Consider the following 24,988-nt stretch of genomic DNA (forward strand, 5'->3'; position numbering starts at 1 on the left):
TGTCATTCGATAGAGGGCAGAGGAGAAATATGAGAAAGTTCGTGCGCAGCGAGGGGACGGTGCAGGGAGTTTCTTTACTATTCGTATGCGAACCTGGTAACGGCCCATTATGCTGTGAAGTGTAGAGATGGAAAGTATAAGAAAACAGCGTATATGATTCGTACAAAAAGGGACTGTTGGATGGAACTATGACGATGGAGTCATGCTCTGAGGACGAAAAGGTAAAATTCCATCGGGGACATATATGCTCATATTGCGGAAGCTCGGAAAGAATAACTTTTGATTATGTGATTCCACGAGCTCGCAGCGGGTAGGACTCTGGCAACAATATAGTAGCGGCATACCGTACATGTAATAGCTCAAAAAGGGATAAAGACCTGCTGGTTTGGTGCATTCAGCGGCATGAATTCCCGCATTTAATGGTGCTTCGGAGGTATCTCAAAATTGCTGTGCGGATATGCGGCGATGCTGAAGTTATGGACTGTTTCTTGGTGACCCCAGATTTGGAGGCATTCCGGTATCTTTTGACGATATCCTGACTATATTCCCTGTCCCACCGGATTTGAGACTGTAAAATGTTTTGATTTAAATATGGTGTTTATGGATCTGTTAGGTTATGGTTGCAACTATATGGCGTTTAAGCTATTCTCAATACATGGTTTAAATTTACAGATAAGGAGAATTTATGAAATGGTGGGACTGGAGTGATCCCGCATTTACCTTTGCTTTTATTACCATCGTTATGGCTTTTCTCTCCTTCCTCGCTACTGTAGCTATCCCTATTGGTTTATGGAAACTTGGTAAGAAAGGGAGTGAAGACACTCAGAAATTTCTTAGTAATCTTGAAGAGCTTGTACGGAGTCAACGCTTAAGTTACATCATAGATCGCCTTAAAAAATCCCGAGACTCTCAAGAAGTTACTCAATTGGATGAGGAAGTTGAAGATTGGCCAAAAGAGGCTGACAAGGAAGTTCTCGTCCGTTTATATTGGAGTAATCCCGTTGCTCCTTTACCTAAGGATTTAAGTGATCTCTCGGAGGGGCACGTAGATTGCATTATGGATAGCTTGCTGGAACGGTGCAGGATTCGGGGAAACTGTAGTGAACATGAATTAGAGTCCTTTATTAAAAGACTGCAGCAGACAGATCTTGATGTGTCTTATGATAGATTTGCTAAAGTGTATACAGACCCTGAGTCTGCACTTCGTCTCGATAATAGAGAAGGACTTCAATTCTATCGCGAGCTTGTGAGGAGTATTCCTGAGCTGTCTAGTTATCTAATAGGTTATGCTGGTCCGTTGGTTCTAAAGGATTTCCAATACGGTGGCTTTAATGCCAATATCTTGACGGGTGTTCTTTTGGGAAGCGTGGAGAATATTGCAAATAACAATATGAAGAGTGACTCTCCGAAAGGATATAAATACACTCTCTTGAGTTCTTTGGCTAATGGAATGTATGGTGGTGGCCTATTCTATGGTTTAGGAAATTGGGATAACTTTCGATATCCAGATACTATTATAAAACTTGCTGCATTGATAGTAGAGACTCTGGGGAGTGTTTCGAAAACTTCTTCACAGGATGAGCAACATCTTATAATGCGTTCTATTCAGAGATTACCCTCTATAGTAGGTAAAATTCCTCAGCAAGCATTAAAGAATGGCCTTTCCTCAACACCTGAATGGGGGCTATATAATGAGCGTGTTCATCGTGGCGTTGAAGCACTAAAGAATAATCAACCTGCCCTGTGGAAACAATATGGTCAAGCTATAGAGACAGAACTGGATAAAATAGGGACTTCTTGGCGTAATCCTTAAATCCCTTTCTATGCTTAAGGCTTGTATGACACGTGTAACTGAGTGGTCTTCGGGAGCTTATAAGATTTCCTTGCCGAGCCCCTGATACCGCGAGCAGATAGGATTTCGACGAGCAGATAGCGGATTGTTATCTGCTCGTCGAAATCCTATCTGCTCGCGAAATGGATGCGTGAAGCGCGTCGCGGGTTGAGCGAAACAGGTCTCAACAGGCACAATCGAAGCATGACTGACCCGCAATATCACGACTCGCATCCGCACGATGCCCAAGCCCCCGCGCAGGAATCTCAAAGACCCGCACCCGCTCAAACTACGCCTGATACCGCCTCCGGGCAGAACCCGCTGGCGCATCGCCCCTGGCTCAAAAATTATTCACCCGGCGTCGCCGTAGACGTTCACCTGCCCGAAACCTCGCTGAGCCACCTGATTGACGATGCTGTCCGCGAGGTTCCCCACAAGGTCGCCCTCGAATTCTTCGGCGCAACCACCACCTATGCTGAACTCGGCAGTCAGATCGACCGCGCCGCCGAAGGGCTGCGCCTGGCCGGGGTGCAGGCGGGGGATCGGGTCGCCCTGATTCTGCCCAACTGCCCGCAGCATATTATTGCCTTCTACGCGATTCTGCGCTTGGGCGCGATCGTCGTGGAACACAACCCCCTCTACACCGGCGCCGAACTGCGGCACATGTTCGAGGACCACGGCGCGAAGGCCGCCATCGTGTGGGATAAAATTTCCGGGCATATTACGGGCCTGCCCGCAGACATCAGGCCGACACATATTTACGCCGTGAACCTTATTAAAGCGATGCCAGCCCTCACCCGCGCGGCACTCAAACTGCCGGTCAAAAAGGCACGCAGTTCACGAGAAAAACTTGAAGGAGCCGCCCCCGGAACCACAAGCTGGACGCAGCTGCTCAAGAGTCCGCCGATCGACCCCGACTTTAAACGGCCCACCGCTCACGACGTAGCGCTCTTGCAGTACACCTCCGGCACCACCGGACTGCCCAAGGGCGTGATGCTCACCCACCGCAACCTCGAATCGAACGGGCGCATGGGCGAAGCCTGGATTCAGCCCGGCGACGACGAAAGTATTTACTCGGTGCTGCCGCTCTTCCACGCCTACGGCATGACCCTGGGCGTAACGATCGCGGCACTGTGCCGCGCCCGGCTGGTGCTCTTCCCAACCGTCGATATGGGCCTGATTACTAAGGCGATGAAGAAGACCCGCCCCACGATTCTGCCCGCAGTACCGCCGGTATATCGCCGCCTGATGGACGTCGCCAAAGAGCAGGGCATCTCGCTGCAGGGTGTTCGCTATGCGGTTTCGGGCGCCATGAACCTGCCGCCCGAGCTGGTGGCAGAGTGGGAGGACGCATCCGGCGGGTACATGGTTGAGGGGTACGGGCTGACCGAGTGCGCGCCGCTCGTCTCATGCAATCCGCTCAACGATACGCGCCGTGCCGGGTCAATCGGTATCCCCTTCCCCTCGACCGATATTCGTGTGGTAGACCCCGAAACTCTTCAGGATGTGCCGCTCGGCGAAGAGGGCGAGCTGTGGGTTCACGGCCCACAGTGTTTCGCCGGGTACTGGAAACGCGAAGAAGACACGCAGAAAACCATTACGGCTGACGGCTGGCTGCGCACCGGCGATATTGTGTGCCTGGACGAAGACTACTTCATCCAGATCGTGGATCGTATTAAGGAAGTTATCATTACCGGCGGGTTCAACGTCTCGCCCACCGAAGTGGAAACGGCTCTGAAACAGCACGATTCCGTGGCGGACGCGGCGGTTGTGGGCATCCCGCAGGACAGTGGGGGAGAGATGGTGGTCGCCGCCGTGATTCCCGCCGAAGGGCACGCGGTTGATGAACATGCGCTGCGCGAGCACTGCTATGCGCGCGTGACCCGCTATAAGGTGCCGCGCAAGATTGTGGCGGTGGACGATCTGCCCCGGTCGATGCTCGGCAAGATTCTGCGCCGTAAGGTACGTGAACAGTTAATCGCCAGCGGGGAGCTTGACTAAAAACACACTCTGGCACAACTGCGAGTTCGAGCGTCAAGGCAGAAGACTGTCTGTCATACCTCTTGTATGACTCTGAATCCTTAGTTACGGTGGGGACCGGAACCTCTTAATGAAATCGTAATTATTCTTCAGAGGAGTTGATACCAATGCATCAGATATCACCTGAAGGAATCGCCTTCGTGAAAGAGAAGGAAGGGTTCAGGAGCGATGCCTACTATGACGTGGCGGGTGTTCTCACGATTGGTTACGGGCATTCGACCCGTGCGCCCAGTATTGAGCAATACCCCATCCATGAGGGGCAGCATATCACCGAAGAAGAAGGGGAGGAGATCCTTCGCGCAGATTTGAAGCCTACCGAAGCCGTTGTGAATTCTGCTGTTACTCGTGAAATTACTCAGGGCCAATACGATGCGCTCGTGTCATTCACCTTCAACCTGGGCGCGGGTACCTTTAAGTCGAGTGACGTTCTCGAACTCACGAACCAGGGAAATTATCAGGCTGCCGCAGATGCTCTGCTGCAATATTCGCACGCTGGCGGAAATTTCATCCCGGGGCTGTATAAGCGCAGGGAGCAGGAGCGGGCTATGTATGTTTCTTCGCTTCCCCAAGGATAAGAATCAGTGCGGCGCGACGTCAGGGTTGGTTACCATGACGGGTTCTTGGGGGAGAAGCTCTAAAGCTTCCGAATCGGTGAAGGCTCTGAATAGCTACTCAGTGACTGGGGGTGCGTGAGCTGGTCTGACAGATACGCTCTATGAGACTACGAGGTTCCAGAAACACTCACTATGGGTCCATAGATTCTAGCGAGGGAGGAACAGACTTCGGTCTGTTTCTCCCTCGCTTCGTGGTGCATAGCAGACGGACACACCGAAAATTTTGGGGCGTAACGCATCCCACACAATGGGCTCTCATCGTGTGCTCGCCTTCGCTGCAGACAGCGATCGGACCGTGATGACCGGGACGGGATTATGCTATACGCTCAACACAACGTGATAGGTTTATGCGATAATTGCCGGGGAATTTTGATGAAAGTATTTACAAGGAAAATATAAAAACTAAACCTTCATTCTCTCAATTCTTTTAATAATTTACAGCGACACTAAATTTATTTCTCGGGCGGCAATAAATATATGTGAATAATTGATGCGTAAATAGAGAAAATAAACAATTGACAGACCAAACTTGAACTGTATACTTGAAACATCACTGTTACATATATCTATGTCTTCCAACCACTTCAAGGACTAAAAAATGAGTGTGACCACACCCCACCCCAAGCGCTGGGCTATCCTCGGGTTTATGTGCCTAGCGCTGGTTGTGACCGGGCTGGACTCGCTCATTGTCGCGGTCGCTATACCGTCTATGGAGACTGGACTACAGGCAACGGGCGAACAATTGCAATGGGTTGTTGCAGCCTATTCACTTGCATTTGCCGCACCACTACTTTTCTTTGGCGGTCTTGCCGACAGAATCGGACATAAACTAAGTTTTCTAGCCGGTATGTTTATTTTGCTGCTTGGTTCAATACTTGCGGCTTTCTCTATTAATGCAGAAGTACTTATTTTTTCACGAGTAATTATGGGTCTCGGATCAGCATTTATTATGCCTTCGACCCTAGCACTTATTCGTGATATTTTTCCAGACCATGAACGTGCTAAAGCTCTCGGAATTTGGGTGGGAATGTCCTCGCTGGGTATTCCGCTCGGTCCCATTGTGGGCGGATTGCTGCTCAAAAGTTTTTCGTGGGGATCCATTTTCCTGATCAACGTGCCTATTATTGCCGTGGCATTCTTAGCATGCCTGATGCTCGCCCCGGAATCCTCAAAAAAACACTCTTCCCGCCTGGACTTCTTCGGGCTGATCCTCTCGATTTTCGGGCCCGCCCTGCTGGTGTACGGCATTATCGCCGCCCCGGAAGCAGGCTGGACCTCAAGCATGACGCTGACCCTGCTGATTGCGGGTGTGGTGCTGAGCCTCATCTTCATCGTGTGGGAGCGCCGCAGCGCATCGCCCATGCTCAGCCATGAGGTCTTCCGTAACCGCCGGTTCGGCGGGCCGCTGCTGACGATCTCTTCGGTATTTTTTGGGGTCTTCGGCGGGCTGTTCATCATGACTCAGCATTTGCAGTTCGTTCTAGGGCTTGACCCTTTTACATCCGGTCTGCATATGCTCGCCATGTGTTCGGCGGTTCTCGTGGCACCGATCTCGCCCAAACTCGTCGAAAAGTTTGGGCTGGGTCCCGTCTCAGCTACCGGCCCTCTCATGGTCGCCCTCGGCATGGTGCTTCTGGCTATCAGCCCCTCGCCCAAGAGCGGGCAGGTTGTGGTAGCGCTCTTCACGTTCGGTCTGGGTGTGGGTTTTGGCGCCCCGGCCTCCGTGAACTCGATCATGGAATCGACCCCCAAGAAACAAACCGGCGCGGGCTCGGCGGTTGCCGATGTTGCTATGCAGCTCGGCGGCGCCCTGGGTATCGCGCTGATGGGAAGTATCGGAATCGCCACCGCAACGGCACAATCGCCCCGAGGCGTAGCCGCTGCGTGCTGGGTAGGTGCGGCAGTCGGGCTTTTGGGTGCTGTTACCGTCTTCACCGTGCTTCCCAAAACTGGCGCACCCGCCGTTGAACGAGCGGTCGCGCCAGAACCCGCAGCTAAGTTGCCCTAGGCCAGCTGCACATATTTTTCAACCAACCACAGACAACCATCAGAACCTAACTCAAACTTCCGAAACGTTCCGATGGTATCTCCTACCCACACGGTAGGGATGAAAAAGGAATGAACGCTATGAACACCGACGAAATCAGCAGAATTCATAACAGACGCCAGATAACGCACGATACGGTGCGCTGCCTGAGCACTCGAAGCCTTCCGACATTCAGATCCTCGCTGACCCAACCTCACGGGCAGCGGCGTACTCCCAGGTATACGCCGGGATAGACAAGCCGCTGCGCTTTCGGTCTTTCGCAACCCGCATCCATCGTGAATCCGCAGGAATATCAAGGGATCATCACACCTTCACACCAGAGTGACCATACTTATGTCTTTTTGATATTGAGAATCTTCACCATATTGCCCGTATCCAGCGGCAGGGCATAACAACACCGATAACGCACACCCAAGGAGCTTACTTACCCGCACGCAGTAAGCCCCGCGGGACCCCATAACCACGTGCAACATACACCAACCACAGCCAAAGGAGGAGGGCATATGACCCTCATATACGAGTCGGCACCAGAGCTCGACGAAACTATCACGATAGACCCGGATATAGAAGATCTGCACTATGACCGTACCGTCGATCGCCATAAGGTACACCGTGCGGCGGTTTCCGAAGTTTTCCTCACAGATATTCGCCAGCAAACCGCGCAGCATGTGCTCGTGGCGGCGCAGCTGCCCTCATCGCACAGCTTCTTCCACGACAGCATCTACAACGATGCCAAAGGAACCCCCGATGCGCTCCTGCTGCTCGAAATTGCGCGGCAGGCGACGATTGCCAGCGCCCACGAAGTCGGTGTAGACGCCGGAAACACCCTGATTTCCAATGAGTTTGGGCTCACGATTTATCCGCATGAAATCGCCGCGCTAAACCCCGAAGACACCAACCTGCTGATTCGTAACTACTTCGACTGGACCTCCATTCGGCGCGGCGCCCCGCGCTCCGGTCGGTGCTACCAGCAGCTCATCATGGGCAACCGGATGATCGCCGAGCACTTCAGCGGCGGGCGCATTCTCACCAAAAACCAATTGCAGGCGCTGCGCAGCGAATACCGCGGCACCCCGCCGCCCACGACCGCGAACCTGCACGAGCTGACCTTCACAGACGTGCAGGATCCCATCGCCCCCGAGCGTGTGGGCAGGCGCAACCCCCTCAACGTGGTGATCTCGCAGCTGAACACCACCGAAACCCTGACGGCGCAGGTGACCCCGAACGTGGCGAATAAGGCGCTTTTCGACCATGCCTACGACCATATCACCATGCAAATTTTGACCGAGGCGGCACGGCAGCTCTACCTGGCAACCCGCCCGGATAGCGAGCAGGCCCCCGAAATTTCCTCAATACGCGGGAACTTCCTGGCATTCGCAGAACTCGATTCACCCGTGCAGATCCGTGCAACGGCACCCGGGGAATTCGTGGTTGAACAAGATAACCGGCAGATCGCGGATTTCGCGCTCAAAAGCTAGATGACAAGGACCTTTATGTCGCCCGAATACAACACCACGAAATATGTGTGGACGGATTTCGGCGGAGTACTCACCCCGCCGGTTAGCCACACGATGCGCGTCTTCTGCCAGAAATACGGGCTCACCGAGTCCCAGCTGCGCGCGGGATTTGAGGCGGTCGCCCGCAACCACAACCTCACCGACCCGTTGGAACTCGTCGATACGCCCCTGATGAGCGAAAAAGAGTGGCTGAGCGAAATTTCCGAGCAGGTCGGCGGGGCATTTCAGCTCGACACCCTCGCCGACGACTGGTTCCGCGACCGCGAGCCCAACGCATCCTGGGTGGCGTACCTGCACGAGATCAAGGCGCACGGTGTGAAGGTAGGGCTGATCTCAAATATGGTGCCCACCTGGGATAACCACTGGCGCGCCATGCTCAACGAACCCGGTCTTTTCGACGATATTGTGCTGTCCTTCGAGGTTGGATACCGCAAACCGCAGCGCGGTATCTACGACTACGCCGCAGAACTTGCCGGGGTGAACCCGGCGCAGTGCATCCTCATTGACGACCTTGCGCGTAACTGCGAAGGCGCCCGTGCAGCCGGGTGGGATGCCATCGAATTCACCACAACCGAAGAGTGCGTGAAACAGCTGCACCCCCTGCTCTCACCGGCAGAGGAAACAGTTTAAACCCCGTGACCGGAAGGTCACCCAACGAAAGGAAAACCCATGGGCAAGTGGGGAAATATTATCGAAGACATGATGGCGCAGATGCCCGAAGACCTGCGCACCGTCGCCCTCGGCGTGGCTGAGATTTTCACGAACATGGATATCGAAACCGCCCGCAAGTACATTCACCCCGACTTCGTCGATCATGAGGCGAGCGAAGGCGTTGGCGGCGGCCCCGAAGGGTACCTGGCAACCGCGAAATACATGAACCAGGCGTTCTCCGATGCCTCGTGGAAGCCCCAGAAGATCGTGGCAAGCGCGGACGGTCAGCACTACACCATGGTGATCAAGTTCAGCGGCGTTCATACCGGCGAGTTCATGGGTATTCCCGCCACCGGCAAGCCCTTCGAGATTCACCACCTGCACCTATTCCGCGTTGAAGACGGCAAGGCAATCGAGCACTGGGGCGGGCGCGATGAGCTCGGCCTGCTGCGTCAGATCGGTGTTCTCAACTCCGAGCACCCCACCCCCGCAGACGCCGGGCAGGCCGCCTTCGCCTAAAACACGGGCGAAAAACACATTCACGCATCCCACGTAACGCTATTGAGCACCGCGCGGCGAACTACCACGGCACGCGATACGCCGTGAACCCGCCGCAGCATAAGAACCAAACCTAAGGAGTCAGATGACACACCAGAAGCGCCCAGGATGCGCCCTCGTCACCGGAGCGTCAGGAGATATTGGCGCACAAATCGCGCTCAGACTGGCGCAGGACGGATGGAATATAGCCGTCGGCTACGCCACCGGAATCGAACGCGCCGAAGAGGTTGCCGGGCGCATCCGCGAGTGCGGTGTGTCAGCGATGCCCATCAAAATTGACGTCACCAGCACCACCTCAGTTGATGACGCCTTTGATGCACTCGAAGACTCGTTAGGGCAGGTCACCGTGCTAGTCAATAACGCCGGAATTCGTTCCGACGGGCTGGTTGCGGGGCTCAGCGACGACGAATGGGATGCGGCGATTTCGACAAACTTAAGCTCGGTTTTTCGTACCTCTCGGCGGGCGTTGGGGCCGATGATTCGCGCACGTTTTGGGCGAATCATTAATATTTCCTCGATTCTCGCCGGGAGGACAATCGCCGGAACCGGCAGCTATTCCGCCGCGAAAAGCGGAATTTTGGGAATAACCCGCGCGATGGCTATCGAGGTGGCGCGACGCGGGGTGACCGTGAACGCGGTATGCCCCGGACTCGTTGAAACCTCCATGACCGAAGAGGTTGAAACCTTCACCCAGTCGGTGCAGCGCGCCGTGCCGATGGCTCGACCCGCGCAGGCACGCGATATTGCCGAGTGCGTGGCGTTCCTCGCCAGCGACCGCGCCGACTACATTACCGGGCAGAGCATTGCAGTAGATGGCGGGCTGAGCGCTCAGGCGTTTTCGCTGAACTAGGTTCGCGCTCGCCCCGAGTAACCCCGCCGTTTGCCGGATGAGTTCACGGGTACCCGCCGTGAACACAAGATAACCAACCACAGAAAACACCAGATAATCCATGAGGAGAGAACCATGACTGAGACCCCCGTTAACACCGCATCCCTGGAAGAGTTCGTGACCCAGCAGGTGATCGACATGGGCGTGCCCGCCAGCACCGTCAAGCTCGACGCCAAAATCGATTCGATGGGGCTCGACTCCCTAGACGTTGTTGAGCTCACCCAGGCGGTCAAGAAGCAGCTGATGATTCCCGTCAAGCCCAAGGATTTTGAAAACGCCGCCACCCTGCAGGATGCCGTAGATATTATTCGTGAAAAGGCACAGGAGAAGTGAGTACGAGAGTAGTCATCACGGGAATCGGTGCCGTCACCCCGCTGGGTGTTGGCGCCGAGACGCTGCATGAGCGTGCCGTGGCGGGCCTGAGCGGGCTGAACGACGAAAACGAGAACGGGCTGGGCGGCAAAGTTGGGCGATGCCTCGACTTTGACGTGAAGAACCCGCTCAGTCGCCGCGAGATGCGCCGCATGGACCGATACACCCAGCTTGCCGTGGCGGCGGCCGATGAGGCTATCGCGCAGGCGGGCTGGGGCGGCGGGCTGCCGTGCGATGCGCGGCGCATCACCTGCTATATCGGCACCGCTATCGGCGGGCTGGACACCCTAGAAACGCAGCATTTGGTGATGCACACCGAGGGCGCCGAAGAAGTCTCGCCGCTGACCGTGCCCATGATGATGGCGAACGCCGCGCCCGCGCATATTTCCATGCGCCACGGGCTGCACGGCGAAACAACCGCAATCGTCACGGCGTGCTCCTCGGGGGCGCAGGCGATTATCGCCGGTGTGCGCAGTATTCTGCTGGGCGAGGCGGATGCAGCCGTCGTAGGCGGCGCAGAGGCGGGAACCACCCGGTTCACCCGCGCTATCTTCAACGCCGCCGGGGCGATCTCGCCCGACGGGAACTCGACCCCCTTCGATGAGGAGCGCAACGGCTTCAACCTGGGGGAGGGCGCCGGTATTCTCGTGCTCGAATCAGCCGAGAACGCCCGCGCCCGGGGCGCCGAGGTACTGGGCGAAATCGCAGGGTACGGGCTCTCCTCAGACGCTCACCACATTACGGCACCGAACCCGGACGGCAAGTATGCGGCCTATGCCCTCAACCGTGCGCTTGAAACCGCGGGGGCAACCCCCGAGCAGGTGTCGTATGTGAACGCCCACGGCACCGGAACCGAGCTGAACGATACGACCGAAGTGAACGTGCTGCGGCAGGTGTTCGGCACGGCTCTTGAGGACATCCCGGTTTCCTCCACGAAATCGGCGATCGGGCACCTCTTCGGCGCTGCGGGCGCCGTCGAGACCATCGCCACGCTTCAGGCGCTTCGGCACGGGCAGGCACCGCCCACCCTGGGGCTGAAAAACCTGGATAAGCGGCTGGGGCGGGTGCGCATCAGCGGCGAACCACAGGATTTAGCACCCGGCACGTTCAGCGCGGCCGACGGTACGCCTAAAAGGCTGGGGCTCTCAAACTCCCTGGGCTTCGGCGGGCACAACGTGACCCTGGCGATACGCGCATGAGTACCCGGCAGCCTCCCGAGGATGCGCCGCTGGCGGCGGGACGTGCATCCGCAGACCCGCGATACGCGGCGTTTCTCGGATGCGCCTACCACCCTGCCCCCGGCACGGCACCCGATGCGGACCTCACGCAAGCGGAAAAACCCGCCGCCGAAGCCCCGGCGAACGACGGGGAATACCGCGTGTTCCTGCGGTACGATACGCGCATCGCCCCCGATGTGAGCGGGCCGGTCAAACTGAGCGTGACCGATGTGGAATACCTGCAAGACCTGCACCGCCAGGGGATCGAGGCGCTCGGGCGTGAGGCGCTCGGCGTGAAATCCGCCGACCATTTCGTGCTTCGCGGTGCCGGGCTCACCTTCACCCCGCATGTTCTGGGCGGCGACGTTCGCGGCTCCGACACAACCGGCGCAAAAGAGCCGATCGAGCTGAGCCTGCATGTTCCCGTGAGCACCATCCGCCGCAGGCGCGGGCAGCCGTGCTATGCGATCAGCGGGGCGATCACCCTCTGGGCGGGCGATACCTGCCTGGCCGAAAGCGACGGCGCGGCGCTTTTCCTCACCGCCGATACCTTCGAGGAACTGCGCGGTGAATTCGGGAACACCGCAGAAATCCAGGCTGCGACTGTCGCCGGTGGTGCATCCGCCGAACCCTCGAAGGCGGTGCGTGTGTGGGGAACGCCGTACGGGTACGTGCAGGCTGCCCCCGCGCACCTGTGCGGGGTGAGCGACGCATCCCAGGTTTTGATCGGAGACGTGCGCCATGACAATACAGCTCACGGTACCGAAACCGCTCAGGAACAGGCGGAAGAGCCGTGCGAGAAAACCTCGGAACGGCCCCCTCAGAACCCACCGGGAACCCCCGCACTAGCCCAATGCCGCATCGTGCCCACAGCACCGCCACGGCATTTCGACCGCCCGCTGGACCACTATCCGGGGCTCATGATGGCAAGCGCAGCCCGGCAGTTCGCGGTGGCGGCGCTCGCGCATCGTACTGGGGCAGACCCCGCGAACCTGCGTGTGGCGGAAGAAACCCACGAGTTTTTCGAGTTCGTGGAGCTCACCGAGATTCCAACCCTCAACCTGCTGTGGTGCGAGAAACACCGCGATACCTATCAGACAGAGATCACCGTGAATCAGGGCGGCGCCGTTAAGGCACGCAGCCGATTCACCTTTATGTAGAAATTCAAGAAAGGCACCATGAGTGTGACAATTTCGGGCGTTGGCGCCGCCGTGCCCAATGACCCCATTCCAAACAGCGAATTCGCTGCGCTCGGCGTGGACGACGAATGGATTGCCAGTCGCACCGGAGTGCGTCAGCGCCACCACCTGCGCCAGGAGCAGACCCTCGCCGAGCTGGCGCTTGAAGCGAGCGAGAAGGCACTTGCGGATGCCGGTATAAGCGCCGAAGAAATCGACTTTGTGCTTGCCGCAACCACAACCGCTGACCAGGTTTCGCCGGGACTCGCGCCCGTCATCGCCGCAGGTTTAGGCGCCCCGCAGGTGGGCGCGGTCGATTTGAACGCCGCATGTTCTGGGTTCCTGTACGCCCTCGACTACGCCGCCTCAAAAATCGAGCAGGGCAGTATCGACCGGGCGCTCGTCATTGGTGCCGATGCGATGTCACGCCTGACCAACCCTGAGGATGCGGGCACGGCGGTACTCTTCGCCGACGGTGCCGGTGCCGCTATCGTGCAGGCGGCCCCCGAGGTGAGCGAGGACGAATACCCCTATATGTGTTCGTTCGGTTCCGACGGCAGCCAGGCGCAGGCGCTGTATATTTCTGACTCCACGCAGCAGGTGGTGATGGACGGCGCCGAGGTCTATATGGCGGCGGTGGATGCGATGTCCGAGGAAATCACCTACGTACTCGACTCGTGCGGTATCGACCCGGAGAGGATCGACCAGCTGGTCTGCCACCAGGCCAACGGAAGGATTATGGCGGCGGTCGCACGGCGGCTGCGCTGGGATTCCTCCAAAGTGCTCTCATATATCGACCGGTACGGGAACACCTCTGCCGCCTCCATCCCGATTACCCTAGCCGTCGGGCAGCAGGAGGGGCACGTGAAACCGGGAGACTTGCTGGCGCTGACCGCCTTTGGGGCGGGATTCACCTGGGGCGCGGGCGTGATCGGGTTCAAAACCACCGCCTAGGCGTTGGCGGTCAGGGCGCATCCCGGTTGCGTGCAGCCAGAATCCGCCACCGTATTTCACTCTTATGCCACCCACACCCTCATAAAAAGAGCTTTATGAGGGGACCGACAGATAGGCGTTAACATGCCCAACACACTACAATCCCCGCCGCAGCAGGTGCAGAACGGCGTGAGCGATGACCTGCTCATCACCGCCCACGCCGCCATGCTCGCGGGCAGGCACTTCAATCAGCAGGCGAGCAACCTCGCCAAACAGGGATATATGGGGGCGTACCCCTCATCCCTGGGGCAGGAGGCGTGCCAGGTTGCCGCCGCCCTCGCCTTAGAACCCTCCGACTGGCTTTTCCCCACCTACCGCGATTCGGTCGCCGTCATGAGCCGGGGTATCGACCTTGCCGAAGTTCTCTCGCCCTTCCACGGATCCTCGCACTGCGGGTACGTCCCCACGAAAACGCATACCGCCCCGGAGGCAACCCCGCTCGCCACGCATACCGCCCACGCGGTCGGGCTGGCGATGGCGGCAAAGTTTGCCGGTGATTCCACGGTAGCTCTCGCGATGTGCGGCGACGGTTCCACAAGCGAAGGCGACTTTCATGAGGCGCTTAACCTCGCCGCCGTCTTCGAGGCACCCGTCGTCTTCCTCGTGCAGAATAACGGGTACGCTATCTCAACCCCCGTATCCCGGCAGATGCGCGCGGCAAGTATCGCCGCGAAGGGTGAAGGGTACGGCATGCCCGCCTACCGGGTTGACGGCAATGATTTTGAGCAGGTGTATCCCCGGCTGCACGAAGCCGTGGAGCGTGCCCGTGCCGGTGGCGGTCCCACCCTGATTGAGGCGATGACCTACCGCATGGGGCCGCATACGACCTCCGACAACCCCGATCGGTACCGCAGCCGTGAAGAAGTTGAGCAGTGGCGCGGGCGTGACCCGCTCACCCGCATTCAGCATCAGATGTACCAGCGCCTGCCGAACGCGAAGACCCATATCGAAAACGCAATTCTGGCCGCAGAAAAGATCGCCTCAGAGGCCCGCACCAGCATGATGCAGCTGCAGATGCCCGACCCGCAGGATCTTTTCGCCCATGTGTATGCGAACCCGCCAGCAACTCTGAGCGCCGTCGCCGAAGAGTACGCACAACAGCACGCCGCGCAGAATGGAGAAAACGCATGAGCCAGCAGGCAGCAGATACTCAGGTACGCGGCGCGAAGACCGCATCCGACACCGCACCTCAGGCGCCGGAATCGGCCCAATCCCGCTCGGATGCGGTGCAGCGAACCTCAATGGTGGGCGCCCTCAACCTGGCCTTGGGCCACGAAATGCAGCATAACGACCGCGTGGTGATGTTCGGCGTGGACGTAGGCACCCTCGGCGGTGTTTTCCGTGTGACCGACGGGCTGACCGAACGGTTCGGTGAGGAACGCTGCTTCGACACCCCCATCTCTGAGGCGGGAATTATGGGGGCCGCGATCGGCATGGCAATGTACGGGTTCCGCCCCGTGATCGAAATGCAGTTTGACGCCTTCGGGTACCCCGCCTTTGAACAGATGGTGAGCAACCTGGCGAAAATGCGCAACCGCACGCGCGGCGACCTCTCCATGCCCGTGGTGGTGCGCATGCCCTACGGCGGTGGGGTGGGTGCCGTGGAGCATCACAGCGACAGCTCGGAGGGGTACGCTGCGCATACTCCCGGGCTGCACGTGTACACCCCCTCCAACCCTTCGGATGCCTACCATATGCTGCGCCAGGCGATTCGCAGCGACGACCCGGTGATTTTCTACGAACCCAAGCGTCTGTACTGGGAAGAGGGTGACCTTGATACCTCGGCGAACCCTCTGCCGATTGGGCAGGCACGAATTTGCCGCCCCGGCGAGGACGTAACCCTCATCAGCTACGGGCCGACGGTACCGATGGCGCTTGCCGCCGCCGAAACCGCCGCCGAATACGGGTACAGCGTTGAAGTGATCGATTTGCGCACCCTCACCCCGTTCGACGAACACACCGTATGCGAAAGCGTGATGCGCACCGGCCGCGCCGTCATGGTGCACGAGGCCCCGCAGACCGGCGGATTTGGTGCCGAGGTGGTGGCGCGCATTACCTCACGCTGTTTCGACTACTTAGAACGCCCCGTAGAGCGCGTGACCGGGCTGGACGTGCCCTATCCGCCGCCCGGGCTGGAACACCTGTATTTGCCGAATGAAGAGAAGATTCTGGGCGCTATCGCAACCCTCTACGCTGAGAATGACGAGGAGAAACAGGCATGACTGATACACCGCACGCTTCATCCGCCCCAAGCCCCGAACCCTTACCGCCCGAGGGTTCCGACGCTTCCGGCTACCCCTTCACCTTTTACCTGCCGGATTTGGGGGAGGGGCTTCGCTCGGGCGAGATTATCGAGTGGCTCATCAGCGAAGGGCAGCAGGTTGAGCTGGATCAGGTGCTCGTGGTGGTTGAAACCGCCAAATCCACGGTCGAAATCCCCTCACCGGTTGAAGGTGTCGTGGTGCGTCTGCTCGAACCGGTCGGTCAGGTTGTCGATGTGGATGCGCCCCTCATCGAGCTGCGCACCCCCACCCCGCAGGCCCAGGCGCCCACGGCTGGTGCAGACGCCCCCGCGAAGGATTCAGCCGGTTCCGTCGCAGCTAAGCTCCCCGCCAAACCCGGCGCGGGAGAGAGCAAACACCTGGTGGGCAGGGGCAAAATGCCCATCAAACCCGGCGGCACCGGTACCGCGCTGCCGCCAAAATCCGCCAAAACTCAAGGCGGCAAGGCTCGTTCGGGTGCCAAAGTTTCGCCCGCCGTGCGCAGGCTCGCCCGCTCCCTCGGAATCGATCTGAAAACCGTCACCGGAACCGGCGCAGGCGGCGCTATCACCCCCGAAGACGTACAAACCGCCGCCGATCACGCCGCCGGAGGCGCATCATGACCGCGGAACGCACCGCCGATCTGAGCGCGCGCATCGGCGAACCCCTGGGCGAAACCCCCTGGATGCGCATCAGTCAGCAGAACATAAACCGCTTTGGCGAGCTCACCGGCGACACCCAGTGGATTCACACAGACCCGTACCGCGCGGCGCACACCCCCTTCGGCGGCACCATCGTGCACGGGGCGTATCTGCTGAGTCTCGCCATCACCTTCGCCGGGCAGCTGCTCCCCGCAGAGGGCACCTCCATGCTCGTGAACGCCGGGGTGAGTGCCGCCAGGTTCCGCAGCGCCGTGCCGGTGGACTCGCAGGTATGCGGCAGCGCATCAATCGTGAGCGCTGAAGATTTTGGGGATGCCACTCTCGCCGAAATTCGTGTTTCCGTGCATGTTAAAGGCCAGAGCAAACCCGCCACAACAGCCACAGTTCGGATGGTACTTCATGACTAACAACACCGCAGATAACCCCGCCGTACTCCTCGAACGCCGCGGCAGCATCGCGTATGTGACCCTGAATCAGCCCGAAAACCGCAACACCCTCAGCCGCCACCTGGCGACCGAGCTGCGCGAGGTGCTCAACCGGCTACACGAGGACGGCACACTCAAAGCTGCCGTGCTCACCGGAGCCGGGCAGGACTTCAGCCTAGGCGGCAGCTACGACGACTTCGCCGAAGGCATGTCGCGCGAAAAAGAAGAATCCTTAGCGTACAGCCGCGAGCTCGCGCGCCTGCTCGAAGACATTATTCTAGGGATTGTTGCCGCGCCCATCCCCTTTATCGCCGCCATCAACGGGCAGGCGGCGGGCGCGGGCATGTCCCTGGCGCTCGCATGCGATCTGCGTGTTGCCGAACCGCGCACCAAACTCAATATTGCCTACGGCATGATTGGGGCATCCACGGACGGCGGGATGAGCTGGTTCTTACCGCGTTACGCCGGGTTCAGCGCCGCTACCGAGCTGTTATATACCCAGCCTGTTCTGCGTGCCGCGCGTGCGCAGGAGCTTTCGCTGGTGCATCGGGTGTCGGAGCCGGGTGAGTTGAACGTATGCGCCGAACAGCTCGCGGAGCAGATTGCCGGTTCGGCCTCTCATACGGTGCGCGCCGCTAAGTCTATGCTGGCCGCGCGCTATGTTGTGGAGCTTGAGGAACATATGCACGCCGAGCATGAATTCTTCGCCCGCGGTGTGCTCACCGAGGATTTCCGCAATGCGGTGCACGCCATGCAGCGGGGCGAAATTCCGTCCTTTGATTAGACACAATACCTTAGCGGATGCGGCGGTAATGGTACGGTGAACCGCGTGAATGCAGCGTTTGACGATATGAAGGGCACCGACAACACGGGCGGCACCGAAAATTCGCGGGGGCTTGAGCATATGAGCACCGTCGAGAACGCGGGTGAATCGCTGATGCGAAGCCTGCTTCCGCCGGATATATGCGTGGCAGAGACCACCGGCGATTTCGGGCACCTTCGTGATGCTGAACGGGAGTATTTCGCCAGTGCCGTGCCCAAGCGCGTGCGCGAGGCGACTACGGCGCGTTCCTGCGCCCGGCTAGCGCTCAAGCGGCTGTACCTGCGGGAGCCTGAGCTCACCGAACCGCCGACCGCGCCCGTGTTCGTGCCGCGCGCCGATGGCTCGCCCGCCTGGCCTGCCGGGGTTGTGGGGAGCATGACCCACTGCGCCGGGTATCGTGCGGCGGCGGTTGGCTCGGCACACCGCTATGCGGGCATCGGGATCGATGTTGAACCCGCGATACCGCTCTCTGCCGCCGTGCACGAGCTTATTGTGCGCGACGAAGAAAAGCGGTTTGCCTTTGGGGCCCACTCGAAGGTGCTTTTTTCTGCAAAAGAGGCGGCGCTCAAAACCTGGTACCCCCTGGGTTTTCGCGGTTTTGACGTGAGCGATATTTCCGTAGCCTGCGACGTCGAATCTGGGGCGGGTCGCGGGGGAGAGGATGCGCGCGGCACCTTCACGGCGAGCATCCCGACTATGCCGGATGCTCCGGTTCTGCCCGGCGGCTGGGCTATCGGGGGCGAGTTTGTGGCGACTGCCGCATCCCTGTCGGCATCAAACCTACCCGCGAGCAGGTAGGATTTTGCCGACAAGGTAGGATTTTCCTACCTGCTCGTACCAAAAACCACCTGCTCGCCGGGCCGGAAGGGGAGCCTGAGAACCCGCCCGAGTCCTGGCGCACACCCTGCATGTTCCGAAATGTTAAGAAATATGACGAGGGTGACGGAGTGTGTCACGGTGGGGTCAAATAACTACCACCCACAGCCGGGGGCATGCTCTAATGGGTAAACACCCCCGGAAACCCGGGAACCACCCGCACAGGAGTTAGACCGTGCACGTGGTGGCGCATCGTAAACCCAAACAACAGAAAGTTTCATAGCCGTGAAAAAATTTGTTGCTGCACTGGCAGTTGTACCTCTCGTCTTCAGCCTCGCCGCCTGCGGTTCCTCCTCGAACGGTAACGGTAACAACAAGAAGGTCACCATCGGCGTGGTCGGCACCGAGAAAGCTAACGACGTGCTCAAGGAAGAAGCCGCCAAGCAGGGTATCGACATCGAATACCAGGAATTTACCGACTACAACCAGCCCAACCCCTCCGTGGAATCGGGCGATACCGACCTGAACCGCTTCCAGCACATCGCATACCTGGCGAGCTACAACGTGAACTCGGGTAAAGACCTGCAGATCGTCGGTTCAACCAATATTTACCCTATGGCGCTCTTCTCACAGAAGCACAAGAAGGTAGACGAAATTCCCCAGGACGGTACCATTGCCGTCCCGAACGACCCCGTGAACGAGGCACGCGCCATTCTGCTGCTGAAGGCTCAGAACCTGGTAACCCTCAAGTCTGACGTACACAGCCCCACCCACGACGATATTGACACCGAGAAGTCCAAGGTCAAGGTTACCCCCGTGGATGCATCGCAGACCGTGGTCTCCTTGGACTCCGTGGACGCCTCCGTCATCAATAACACCTTCTTGGCGGATGCGGGACTGAATCCCTCGGACGCCCTCGCGCAGGATGACCCCAACAACCCCGACGCCCGCCGCTACGTGAACCTGTTCGTGACGCAGAAGGATAAGGTAGACGACGAAACCTACAAGAAGGTCGTCGAAATCTTCCACACCCAGCCCGTGCAGGATGCCGTGAAGGAAGACTCCAAGAACACTGCGGTTGAGGTGAACCTCTCCCAGGACGAACTGAAGCAGGCGCTGCAGAAAGAAGAATCGGCGCTTCGCAAGTAAAACAGACACGTGCATGAGTGCACACGGTAAATGCGGTAACCCGGAATTTCCCTGAGAACCAGGCGAAAACCGGCTTACCGCCTTTGCCGTTCCTGGGGTGAATACATGCGGATGCGCGCCGCCGAGCACGAGCACATCCGGCGTATTCCGCCCCAGCCCTAAAACACACGAGAGCAAAGAGAGCGTACAGTGAGCGAACAGGCAGCCCCGTGGGCGAAGAACCCAGAGCCCGGCGCCACCACACCGAAGGGCACCAATACCCTCATTAGCCCCGGCGCAGCGGATACCGGCGCCGAGCCCATGGTCACGATCGATAACGTCTCCAAAATTTTCGGCAAGGGCAAGAAAGAAGTCGCCGCCGTCAAAAACGTTTCCCTCACCGTTAAGAAGGGCGAGATCTTCGCGATTATCGGCTACTCGGGCGCAGGTAAATCTACCCTGGTGCGCCTGATCAACGGGTTGGAGAGCACCACCAGCGGCACCCTGACCGTGGACGGCTTCGAGATTTCCGGTAAACGTGACCTTGAGCTGCAAAAAGTCCGTACCAATATCGGCATGATCTTCCAGCAGTTCAACCTCATGAACTCGCGCACCGTAGCCCAAAACGTGGAGTTCCCGCTCAAGGTCGCCGGGTGGAGCAAAGGAGAACGCACCAAACGCGTGCAGGAGATGCTCGAATTCGTGGGCTTGGCAGACCGCGCGAAATACTATCCGAGCCAGCTTTCCGGCGGGCAGAAACAGCGTGTGGGTATTGCCCGTGCGCTCGCTACGAAGCCTTCCCTGCTGTTGGCGGATGAGGCAACCAGTGCCCTTGACCCGGAAACCACGCATGAAGTGCTTGAGCTGCTCAAAGAGGTCAATCGTGAGCTTGGGATTACGGTCATCGTGATTACCCACGAAATGGATGTTGTTTCCTCGATCGCCGATCGTGTGGCGGTCATGGAAGAAGGCTGCGTGGTCGAAACCGGAAGCGTGTACGAGGTTTTCTCGAATCCGCAGACCGAGGTTGCGCAACGATTCGTGGCGACCACCGTCAAGCAGAGCCCCACCGGCGATGCGGCTGCCGCGCTGCGCAAGAACCACAAGGGCTACCTGGTGAACGTCGAGATCGTGGAAGGCAACCAGGAACTCGGCAAAATCCTGGCGTACCTGGGCTCGCGGAACGTGCGCTTCAATATTGTGCACGGCGGCATTGAGACCTTGCAGGGGAAAGCCTACGGAACCCTCACCCTCGAACTTCTTGGCGATGTGACGAGTATTGATGCCGCGGTTGCCGAGCTGAAGACCGTAACCCGCGTACAGGAGGTGCGCTAATGTCTGCACTTGTGACTACTCTGCCGTTAGCGGCATCAACCCGGTCGGTGAATTGGGATACCTTCATTCCCGATAAGCTGGTTCCCGCCATCTTCGATACCCTGTACATGGTCTCTGTAACGATGGTGATTGCCGGTCTTCTCGGTCTGATCATGGGTGCCTTGCTGTACACCACGCGCACCGGAAATATCTTCCAGAACCGGTTTGCTTACACGGTGCTGAACGTTCTGGTGAATATCGTGCGGCCTATCCCGTTCATTATTCTGATCGCGGCTTTAGGACCGCTCACCAGCGCGGTAGTACAGACCCGTCTAGGCATAAACGCGGCGATCTTCGCAATGACCTTCGGCGCATCCTTCGCTATTGCGCGCATTGTGGAGCAGAACATGGTCTCGATCGACCCTGGCGTGATTGAGGCTGCCCGCGCGATGGGTGCTTCCAAGCTGCGGATTCTCTTCACCGTGATGATCCCCGAATCGCTCGGACCGCTGATCCTGGGCTACACCTTCATCGTGATCGGCGTGGTCGATATGTCGGCCATGGCCGGGTACGTGGGCGGCGGCGGCCTGGGTAAGGTCGCTATCGTTGACGGCTACCAGAGGTTCCAGGATCAGATCACCTGGGCTGTGGTTGCGGTCATTATCGTGCTGGTGCAGCTGGTGCAGCTCATCGGCAATATGCTGGCGAAGAAGGCTCTGCGCCGGTAGGATTCGCCGGATTAGGCACACTCAAGGGGTTTCCCATGAAGCAATCGCTCTTCGTGGGAAACCCCTTGAGTTATGTTTGGGCTTGTGAATGAATAGTGCAGCCCGAGCCTGGTTCCTATTTGTGTTTCTCGCGTGTGCCGGGTGAGCGGGTTTTTCTCGAAAATGCCACAGAGGTAACGGGGAACTGTCGGCCCGTGGAATGTTGTTGGCGCAGCCCGCATCATCCCATGCGAGTTGCGAGTTTTGCGTCGTGAGCGTCAGCGAACGCGCAATGTTTGAGTTGGAGCATGGTGGTGATGCGGGCACTCACTTTGCCCATATCGCGGTAAAAGGACACCCACTGGTTGAGGCAGCGCTGCGGGAGCCCGGCTTGCCTCGTGCGGCTGCTTGGTATCCGCTACGACGAGGAATCGTCTTTATGACGCGGGTTGAGCATCCCCGGACGGTACCGCGGAATCTGCGGTGTATCGCCGGATGTGCCCTTCTGCTGGGCGTAGTCGGTGGGGCGCAGCACCCGTTCGTCGTCGTCCTGCTGCGTGTATTCGCCGAGCGCCATCATGCCGTATATGAGCGCCGCGAAAATCAGCAGGGTCGTGCCGATCTCGCCCCACATGACGATGTGATTGCGCCTAAGCGTATCGTCCACATGCGCGTAAATAATCGGCACCACCGAGAAACACCCCAGAATGGATGCGGTTCCCGCCGCCGCAAGCACATGCGGCAGTATCCACCAGCGGCTTCGTTCGCCGCGTTTGAGCGCGCTCTCCCCGGGCAGGCGCAGCCAGGCGAAGAGGCGACGGCGCACCGCGACCCAGCCGAAGATGCCTGCTCCGAAGGCGAGAGCACCGGGGAGTGAAAGGTACAGGGCACCTGAGAGCATGCCCGAGAGCGTGAGGGTTACCCCGACCGCCACGGCAATCAGGCTGAGGGCGTTCACCAGGCGGCGGCGCGCCCGCACCTTCAGGTGGTCGATGAGTTCGGGGGGAACCGCATCCGGGTCAGGTTTTTCTTCCCAGAACGGGCGGTAGTATTCGAGCTCTTCGGCGCTCATGTTTTCAAAGCGCAGACCGTAGCGCCCCTGCCCACTCTGATACTGCCCGCGTGGGGTTTGTTCATGCTGATTCGGGTGAGCCTGTTCAGCCCGATTTCGTTCCGAGCCCTGCCCCAGCGAGTTCTCGGGTTGGTCGCCAAAATTCTGCTCGTTGCGGGCATCTTTACCCGAGTTCTGAGGTGTCATTTTAGCTCTCCATCATCAGGGTTGTGGATGCTTTCACCGCCGAATCCTCCAGCCGTGCCACCCAGTCGCGCGCCGTGCGCCAAAGCTGCGGGTCGGTAAACGTGTCGAAGTGCCCAAACCCGCGCGGTGCCCCCGCAAAGTCACCGTGGGGCACGTAAATAAGAACCTTAGTTCCGGCGTCTCGTGCCGCCTGCGCGCCCGCCGGTGAGTCTTCGATCGTGAGCGCATCCGGCCCGGCGAAGCCTAGGCGACGTGCCGCCTCCCGGTAGATATCGGGTGCGGGTTTGCCGTGGGGAACGTCGTCGCAGCTGACCCAGGTGCGCACGAGCGGGGCGTACCCGTAGGTGTGCATTTTGGTGTCGAGAATGCCTGCCGTGGAGTTGGATGCGACGGCCACGGGCATATGCTCGCCCAGGTAGCTGAGGAATTCTTGGGCACCGGGTACGAGGTCCACACCGGCGTTGATAATATCTGCTTCGATGCGCGCAAGTTCAGTGAGCGTATTGTGCTGATGCTGGGCGTATTCCTGGGTGTTGTTAGGGTCGCCGGTATATGAGAGACGGGCGAGCGTTTCTGCAACCTGATGCGCAGAAAGCCCGGTTAACTGCTCTTCGAGGTCGTCGCTGAAGGGGATGTTCCAGCGGTTGAAGAGTTCGCGCTGCACGCGGTTCCAGGCGGTCTCGGAATCGAGAAGAACCCCGTCGCAGTCGAAGATTGCGCAGCGGGGGAACCAGGATGCGGGCACGGTGTGTTCAAACATGTCTCCATCTTCTCACACCCGCTCTCCTATTACTCCTATTCCGCGAGCAGGTAGGAAAATCCTATCTTTTCGGCAAAATCCTACCTGCTCGCGGTATTCTGAAATATAGTAACATTACTACAATTGGATTTTGGGGAGAAAACTATGACGACTACAGTATCAGCACGCGAATTTAATCAGAATGCCAGTGCCGCTCTGCGCCTTGCCGCGGAAGAACCCGTCTTTATTACCAAACGCGGCACACCGACCAACGTTATTTTGAGTATTGAAGACTATCAACGACTGGCCCAACCGCAACCTCGGCGTTCCTTGGCGGATGCGCTTTCTACCATGTCGGCAGAGGCGGGCGAGATTGATTTTGATATTGACCGCGAACCGAGCATCCCAAATCCTCACCGTGAGGTAGACTTCGCAGAAGACGGCGACTTTTTCGGCAGCGAGGAGAACTAATCCGTGTACCTTGCCGATACAAATGTGATCTCCGAACTGCGTAAATACCGCTCGGGCAGAATGCATCCTTTGGTGCGCCGTTGGGTGGAACACGTAGACGTGAACGACGTGTATATCAGTGTGATTAGCATGATGGAGATTCGCGCAGGAATCCTGCGGCATGCCCGTAAAGATGCGGCTCAGGCTCAGATTCTGCAGCAATGGTTTTCTCATGAGCTTGCGCCGGAGTTTGCGGGGCGCATCCTGCCGGTTTCTTTAGAGGTTGCTCTCACCTGCGCTGAACTCCACGTGCCGCATAAGAAATCAGAATACGATGCGCTGATCGGTGCCACTGCCCGAGAACACCACCTGATGTTGGTGACTCGTAACGTTGCAGATTTTCAGGGCATGGACCTCGATATTCTCAACCCGTTCGAGTTTTAGTCTTAACGCTTAGTGTATGCCGCGAGCAGGTAGGAAAATCCTACCTGCTCGCGG

At 58.5% G+C, this 24,988-nt stretch carries 25 protein-coding genes; 23 read left to right on the forward strand and 2 right to left on the reverse strand.

All coding sequences use genetic code 11. The features are described from left to right. Positions 1–685 precede the first annotated feature (685 nt). The 21 genes from HMPREF3164_RS03150 to HMPREF3164_RS03250 all read left to right on the forward strand — a co-directional run bounded on the left by HMPREF3164_RS03150 (position 686) and on the right by HMPREF3164_RS03250 (position 22,064). A complete protein-coding gene (locus HMPREF3164_RS03150; RefSeq protein WP_070448805.1) occupies positions 686–1,813 on the forward strand; it encodes a hypothetical protein in 1,128 nt (375 codons plus the stop codon). A gap of 222 nt (positions 1,814–2,035) precedes the next feature. Then, positions 2,036–3,832, forward strand: coding sequence for a long-chain-fatty-acid--CoA ligase (locus HMPREF3164_RS03155; protein WP_083297329.1), 1,797 nt, complete (start codon positions 2,036–2,038; stop codon positions 3,830–3,832). A gap of 146 nt (positions 3,833–3,978) precedes the next feature. After that, a complete protein-coding gene (locus HMPREF3164_RS03160; protein WP_070448807.1) occupies positions 3,979–4,446 on the forward strand; it encodes a lysozyme in 468 nt (155 codons plus the stop codon). Positions 4,447–5,083: 637 nt separating this feature from the next. Continuing rightward, positions 5,084–6,493, forward strand: coding sequence for an MFS transporter (locus HMPREF3164_RS03165; protein ID WP_070448809.1), 1,410 nt, complete (start codon positions 5,084–5,086; stop codon positions 6,491–6,493). Between the two features lie 542 nt (positions 6,494–7,035). Then, positions 7,036–8,010 carry an AfsA-related hotdog domain-containing protein gene (locus tag HMPREF3164_RS03170; RefSeq protein ID WP_070448812.1) on the forward strand — a complete coding sequence of 325 codons (975 nt, stop codon included), beginning with the start codon at positions 7,036–7,038 and terminating at the stop codon, positions 8,008–8,010. A gap of 15 nt (positions 8,011–8,025) precedes the next feature. Next, positions 8,026–8,679, forward strand: a complete 654-nt coding sequence (locus HMPREF3164_RS03175; protein WP_246822583.1) for an HAD family hydrolase — start codon at positions 8,026–8,028, stop codon at positions 8,677–8,679. 39 nt (positions 8,680–8,718) lie between these two features. Beyond that, a complete protein-coding gene (locus tag HMPREF3164_RS03180) occupies positions 8,719–9,219 on the forward strand; it encodes an ester cyclase (RefSeq protein ID WP_070448817.1) in 501 nt (166 codons plus the stop codon). 124 nt (positions 9,220–9,343) lie between these two features. After that, a complete protein-coding gene (locus HMPREF3164_RS03185) occupies positions 9,344–10,108 on the forward strand; it encodes an SDR family oxidoreductase (RefSeq protein ID WP_048754943.1) in 765 nt (254 codons plus the stop codon). A 114-nt stretch (positions 10,109–10,222) separates the two neighbouring features. Next, positions 10,223–10,480, forward strand: a complete 258-nt coding sequence (locus HMPREF3164_RS03190) for an acyl carrier protein (RefSeq protein ID WP_004005620.1) — start codon at positions 10,223–10,225, stop codon at positions 10,478–10,480. Continuing rightward, entirely contained in the window at positions 10,477–11,718 is a 1,242-nt protein-coding gene (locus HMPREF3164_RS03195; protein WP_070448819.1) for a beta-ketoacyl-[acyl-carrier-protein] synthase family protein, read from the forward strand. Before HMPREF3164_RS03190 ends, HMPREF3164_RS03195 begins: the two co-directional genes overlap by 4 nt. Beyond that, positions 11,715–12,896, forward strand: a complete 1,182-nt coding sequence (locus tag HMPREF3164_RS03200; protein ID WP_070448821.1) for an AfsA-related hotdog domain-containing protein — start codon at positions 11,715–11,717, stop codon at positions 12,894–12,896. The genes HMPREF3164_RS03195 and HMPREF3164_RS03200 overlap by 4 nt, the downstream gene beginning before the upstream one ends. Positions 12,897–12,914: 18 nt before the next feature. After that, positions 12,915–13,868 carry a 3-oxoacyl-ACP synthase III family protein gene (locus HMPREF3164_RS03205; protein WP_070448822.1) on the forward strand — a complete coding sequence of 318 codons (954 nt, stop codon included), beginning with the start codon at positions 12,915–12,917 and terminating at the stop codon, positions 13,866–13,868. Positions 13,869–13,991: 123 nt separating this feature from the next. Continuing rightward, positions 13,992–15,038 carry a thiamine pyrophosphate-dependent enzyme gene (locus HMPREF3164_RS03210; RefSeq protein ID WP_070448824.1) on the forward strand — a complete coding sequence of 349 codons (1,047 nt, stop codon included), beginning with the start codon at positions 13,992–13,994 and terminating at the stop codon, positions 15,036–15,038. Next, positions 15,035–16,129, forward strand: coding sequence for an alpha-ketoacid dehydrogenase subunit beta (locus HMPREF3164_RS03215; RefSeq protein ID WP_083297330.1), 1,095 nt, complete (start codon positions 15,035–15,037; stop codon positions 16,127–16,129). Before HMPREF3164_RS03210 ends, HMPREF3164_RS03215 begins: the two co-directional genes overlap by 4 nt. After that, positions 16,126–16,791 carry a biotin/lipoyl-containing protein gene (locus tag HMPREF3164_RS03220; protein ID WP_070448825.1) on the forward strand — a complete coding sequence of 222 codons (666 nt, stop codon included), beginning with the start codon at positions 16,126–16,128 and terminating at the stop codon, positions 16,789–16,791. The genes HMPREF3164_RS03215 and HMPREF3164_RS03220 overlap by 4 nt, the downstream gene beginning before the upstream one ends. Further along, positions 16,788–17,237: a MaoC/PaaZ C-terminal domain-containing protein gene (locus HMPREF3164_RS03225; protein WP_070448826.1), complete on the forward strand. Its 450-nt coding sequence runs from the start codon at positions 16,788–16,790 to the stop codon at positions 17,235–17,237. Before HMPREF3164_RS03220 ends, HMPREF3164_RS03225 begins: the two co-directional genes overlap by 4 nt. Then, a complete protein-coding gene (locus HMPREF3164_RS03230) occupies positions 17,230–18,039 on the forward strand; it encodes an enoyl-CoA hydratase/isomerase family protein (RefSeq protein ID WP_070448827.1) in 810 nt (269 codons plus the stop codon). The genes HMPREF3164_RS03225 and HMPREF3164_RS03230 overlap by 8 nt, the downstream gene beginning before the upstream one ends. A gap of 45 nt (positions 18,040–18,084) precedes the next feature. Next, complete coding sequence (locus tag HMPREF3164_RS03235; protein WP_141744098.1) at positions 18,085–18,876, forward strand: 4'-phosphopantetheinyl transferase family protein; 792 nt, start codon at positions 18,085–18,087, stop codon at positions 18,874–18,876. 303 nt (positions 18,877–19,179) lie between these two features. Continuing rightward, positions 19,180–20,043 (forward strand): MetQ/NlpA family ABC transporter substrate-binding protein, encoded by an 864-nt coding sequence (locus HMPREF3164_RS03240; RefSeq protein WP_070448828.1) that lies wholly within the window; start codon positions 19,180–19,182, stop codon positions 20,041–20,043. Between the two features lie 189 nt (positions 20,044–20,232). Beyond that, complete coding sequence (locus tag HMPREF3164_RS03245) at positions 20,233–21,357, forward strand: methionine ABC transporter ATP-binding protein (RefSeq protein ID WP_070448829.1); 1,125 nt, start codon at positions 20,233–20,235, stop codon at positions 21,355–21,357. Further along, positions 21,357–22,064, forward strand: coding sequence for a methionine ABC transporter permease (locus HMPREF3164_RS03250; RefSeq protein WP_013397874.1), 708 nt, complete (start codon positions 21,357–21,359; stop codon positions 22,062–22,064). The genes HMPREF3164_RS03245 and HMPREF3164_RS03250 overlap by 1 nt, the downstream gene beginning before the upstream one ends. A 397-nt stretch (positions 22,065–22,461) precedes the next feature. Here HMPREF3164_RS03250 and HMPREF3164_RS03255 read toward each other — a convergent pair whose 3' ends face one another. Then, on the reverse strand, positions 22,462–23,301 hold the full coding sequence (locus tag HMPREF3164_RS03255; protein WP_070448830.1) for a DUF1109 domain-containing protein: 840 nt from the start codon (positions 23,299–23,301) through the stop codon (positions 22,462–22,464). A 1-nt stretch (position 23,302) separates the two neighbouring features. Continuing rightward, on the reverse strand, positions 23,303–24,061 hold the full coding sequence (locus tag HMPREF3164_RS03260) for an HAD family hydrolase (RefSeq protein ID WP_070448831.1): 759 nt from the start codon (positions 24,059–24,061) through the stop codon (positions 23,303–23,305). A gap of 144 nt (positions 24,062–24,205) precedes the next feature. Here HMPREF3164_RS03260 and HMPREF3164_RS03265 point away from each other — a divergent pair, with 144 nt between their 5' ends. After that, on the forward strand, positions 24,206–24,511 hold the full coding sequence (locus tag HMPREF3164_RS03265) for a type II toxin-antitoxin system Phd/YefM family antitoxin (RefSeq protein WP_037231293.1): 306 nt from the start codon (positions 24,206–24,208) through the stop codon (positions 24,509–24,511). Between the two features lie 3 nt (positions 24,512–24,514). Then, positions 24,515–24,934 carry a type II toxin-antitoxin system VapC family toxin gene (locus HMPREF3164_RS03270; protein ID WP_070448832.1) on the forward strand — a complete coding sequence of 140 codons (420 nt, stop codon included), beginning with the start codon at positions 24,515–24,517 and terminating at the stop codon, positions 24,932–24,934. Positions 24,935–24,988: the final 54 nt, after the last annotated feature.

Source organism: Rothia sp. HMSC08A08, assembly GCF_001808385.1.
Taxonomy (GTDB): domain Bacteria; phylum Actinomycetota; class Actinomycetes; order Actinomycetales; family Micrococcaceae; genus Rothia; species Rothia dentocariosa.

Coding starts and splice junctions, on each gene's coding strand:
- HMPREF3164_RS03250 (WP_013397874.1), top strand. CDS start 21,357: ATGTCTGCACTTGTGACTACTCTGCCGTTAGCGGCATCAACCCGGTCG.
- HMPREF3164_RS03175 (WP_246822583.1), top strand. CDS start 8,026: ATGTCGCCCGAATACAACACCACGAAATATGTGTGGACGGATTTCGGC.
- HMPREF3164_RS03180 (WP_070448817.1), top strand. CDS start 8,719: ATGGGCAAGTGGGGAAATATTATCGAAGACATGATGGCGCAGATGCCC.
- HMPREF3164_RS03260 (WP_070448831.1), bottom strand. CDS start 24,061: ATGTTTGAACACACCGTGCCCGCATCCTGGTTCCCCCGCTGCGCAATC.
- HMPREF3164_RS03205 (WP_070448822.1), top strand. CDS start 12,915: ATGAGTGTGACAATTTCGGGCGTTGGCGCCGCCGTGCCCAATGACCCC.
- HMPREF3164_RS03170 (WP_070448812.1), top strand. CDS start 7,036: ATGACCCTCATATACGAGTCGGCACCAGAGCTCGACGAAACTATCACG.
- HMPREF3164_RS03165 (WP_070448809.1), top strand. CDS start 5,084: ATGAGTGTGACCACACCCCACCCCAAGCGCTGGGCTATCCTCGGGTTT.
- HMPREF3164_RS03150 (WP_070448805.1), top strand. CDS start 686: ATGAAATGGTGGGACTGGAGTGATCCCGCATTTACCTTTGCTTTTATT.
- HMPREF3164_RS03190 (WP_004005620.1), top strand. CDS start 10,223: ATGACTGAGACCCCCGTTAACACCGCATCCCTGGAAGAGTTCGTGACC.
- HMPREF3164_RS03155 (WP_083297329.1), top strand. CDS start 2,036: ATGACTGACCCGCAATATCACGACTCGCATCCGCACGATGCCCAAGCC.
- HMPREF3164_RS03185 (WP_048754943.1), top strand. CDS start 9,344: ATGACACACCAGAAGCGCCCAGGATGCGCCCTCGTCACCGGAGCGTCA.
- HMPREF3164_RS03255 (WP_070448830.1), bottom strand. CDS start 23,301: ATGACACCTCAGAACTCGGGTAAAGATGCCCGCAACGAGCAGAATTTT.
- HMPREF3164_RS03230 (WP_070448827.1), top strand. CDS start 17,230: ATGACTAACAACACCGCAGATAACCCCGCCGTACTCCTCGAACGCCGC.
- HMPREF3164_RS03215 (WP_083297330.1), top strand. CDS start 15,035: ATGAGCCAGCAGGCAGCAGATACTCAGGTACGCGGCGCGAAGACCGCA.
- HMPREF3164_RS03160 (WP_070448807.1), top strand. CDS start 3,979: ATGCATCAGATATCACCTGAAGGAATCGCCTTCGTGAAAGAGAAGGAA.
- HMPREF3164_RS03200 (WP_070448821.1), top strand. CDS start 11,715: ATGAGTACCCGGCAGCCTCCCGAGGATGCGCCGCTGGCGGCGGGACGT.
- HMPREF3164_RS03225 (WP_070448826.1), top strand. CDS start 16,788: ATGACCGCGGAACGCACCGCCGATCTGAGCGCGCGCATCGGCGAACCC.
- HMPREF3164_RS03220 (WP_070448825.1), top strand. CDS start 16,126: ATGACTGATACACCGCACGCTTCATCCGCCCCAAGCCCCGAACCCTTA.
- HMPREF3164_RS03265 (WP_037231293.1), top strand. CDS start 24,206: ATGACGACTACAGTATCAGCACGCGAATTTAATCAGAATGCCAGTGCC.
- HMPREF3164_RS03210 (WP_070448824.1), top strand. CDS start 13,992: ATGCCCAACACACTACAATCCCCGCCGCAGCAGGTGCAGAACGGCGTG.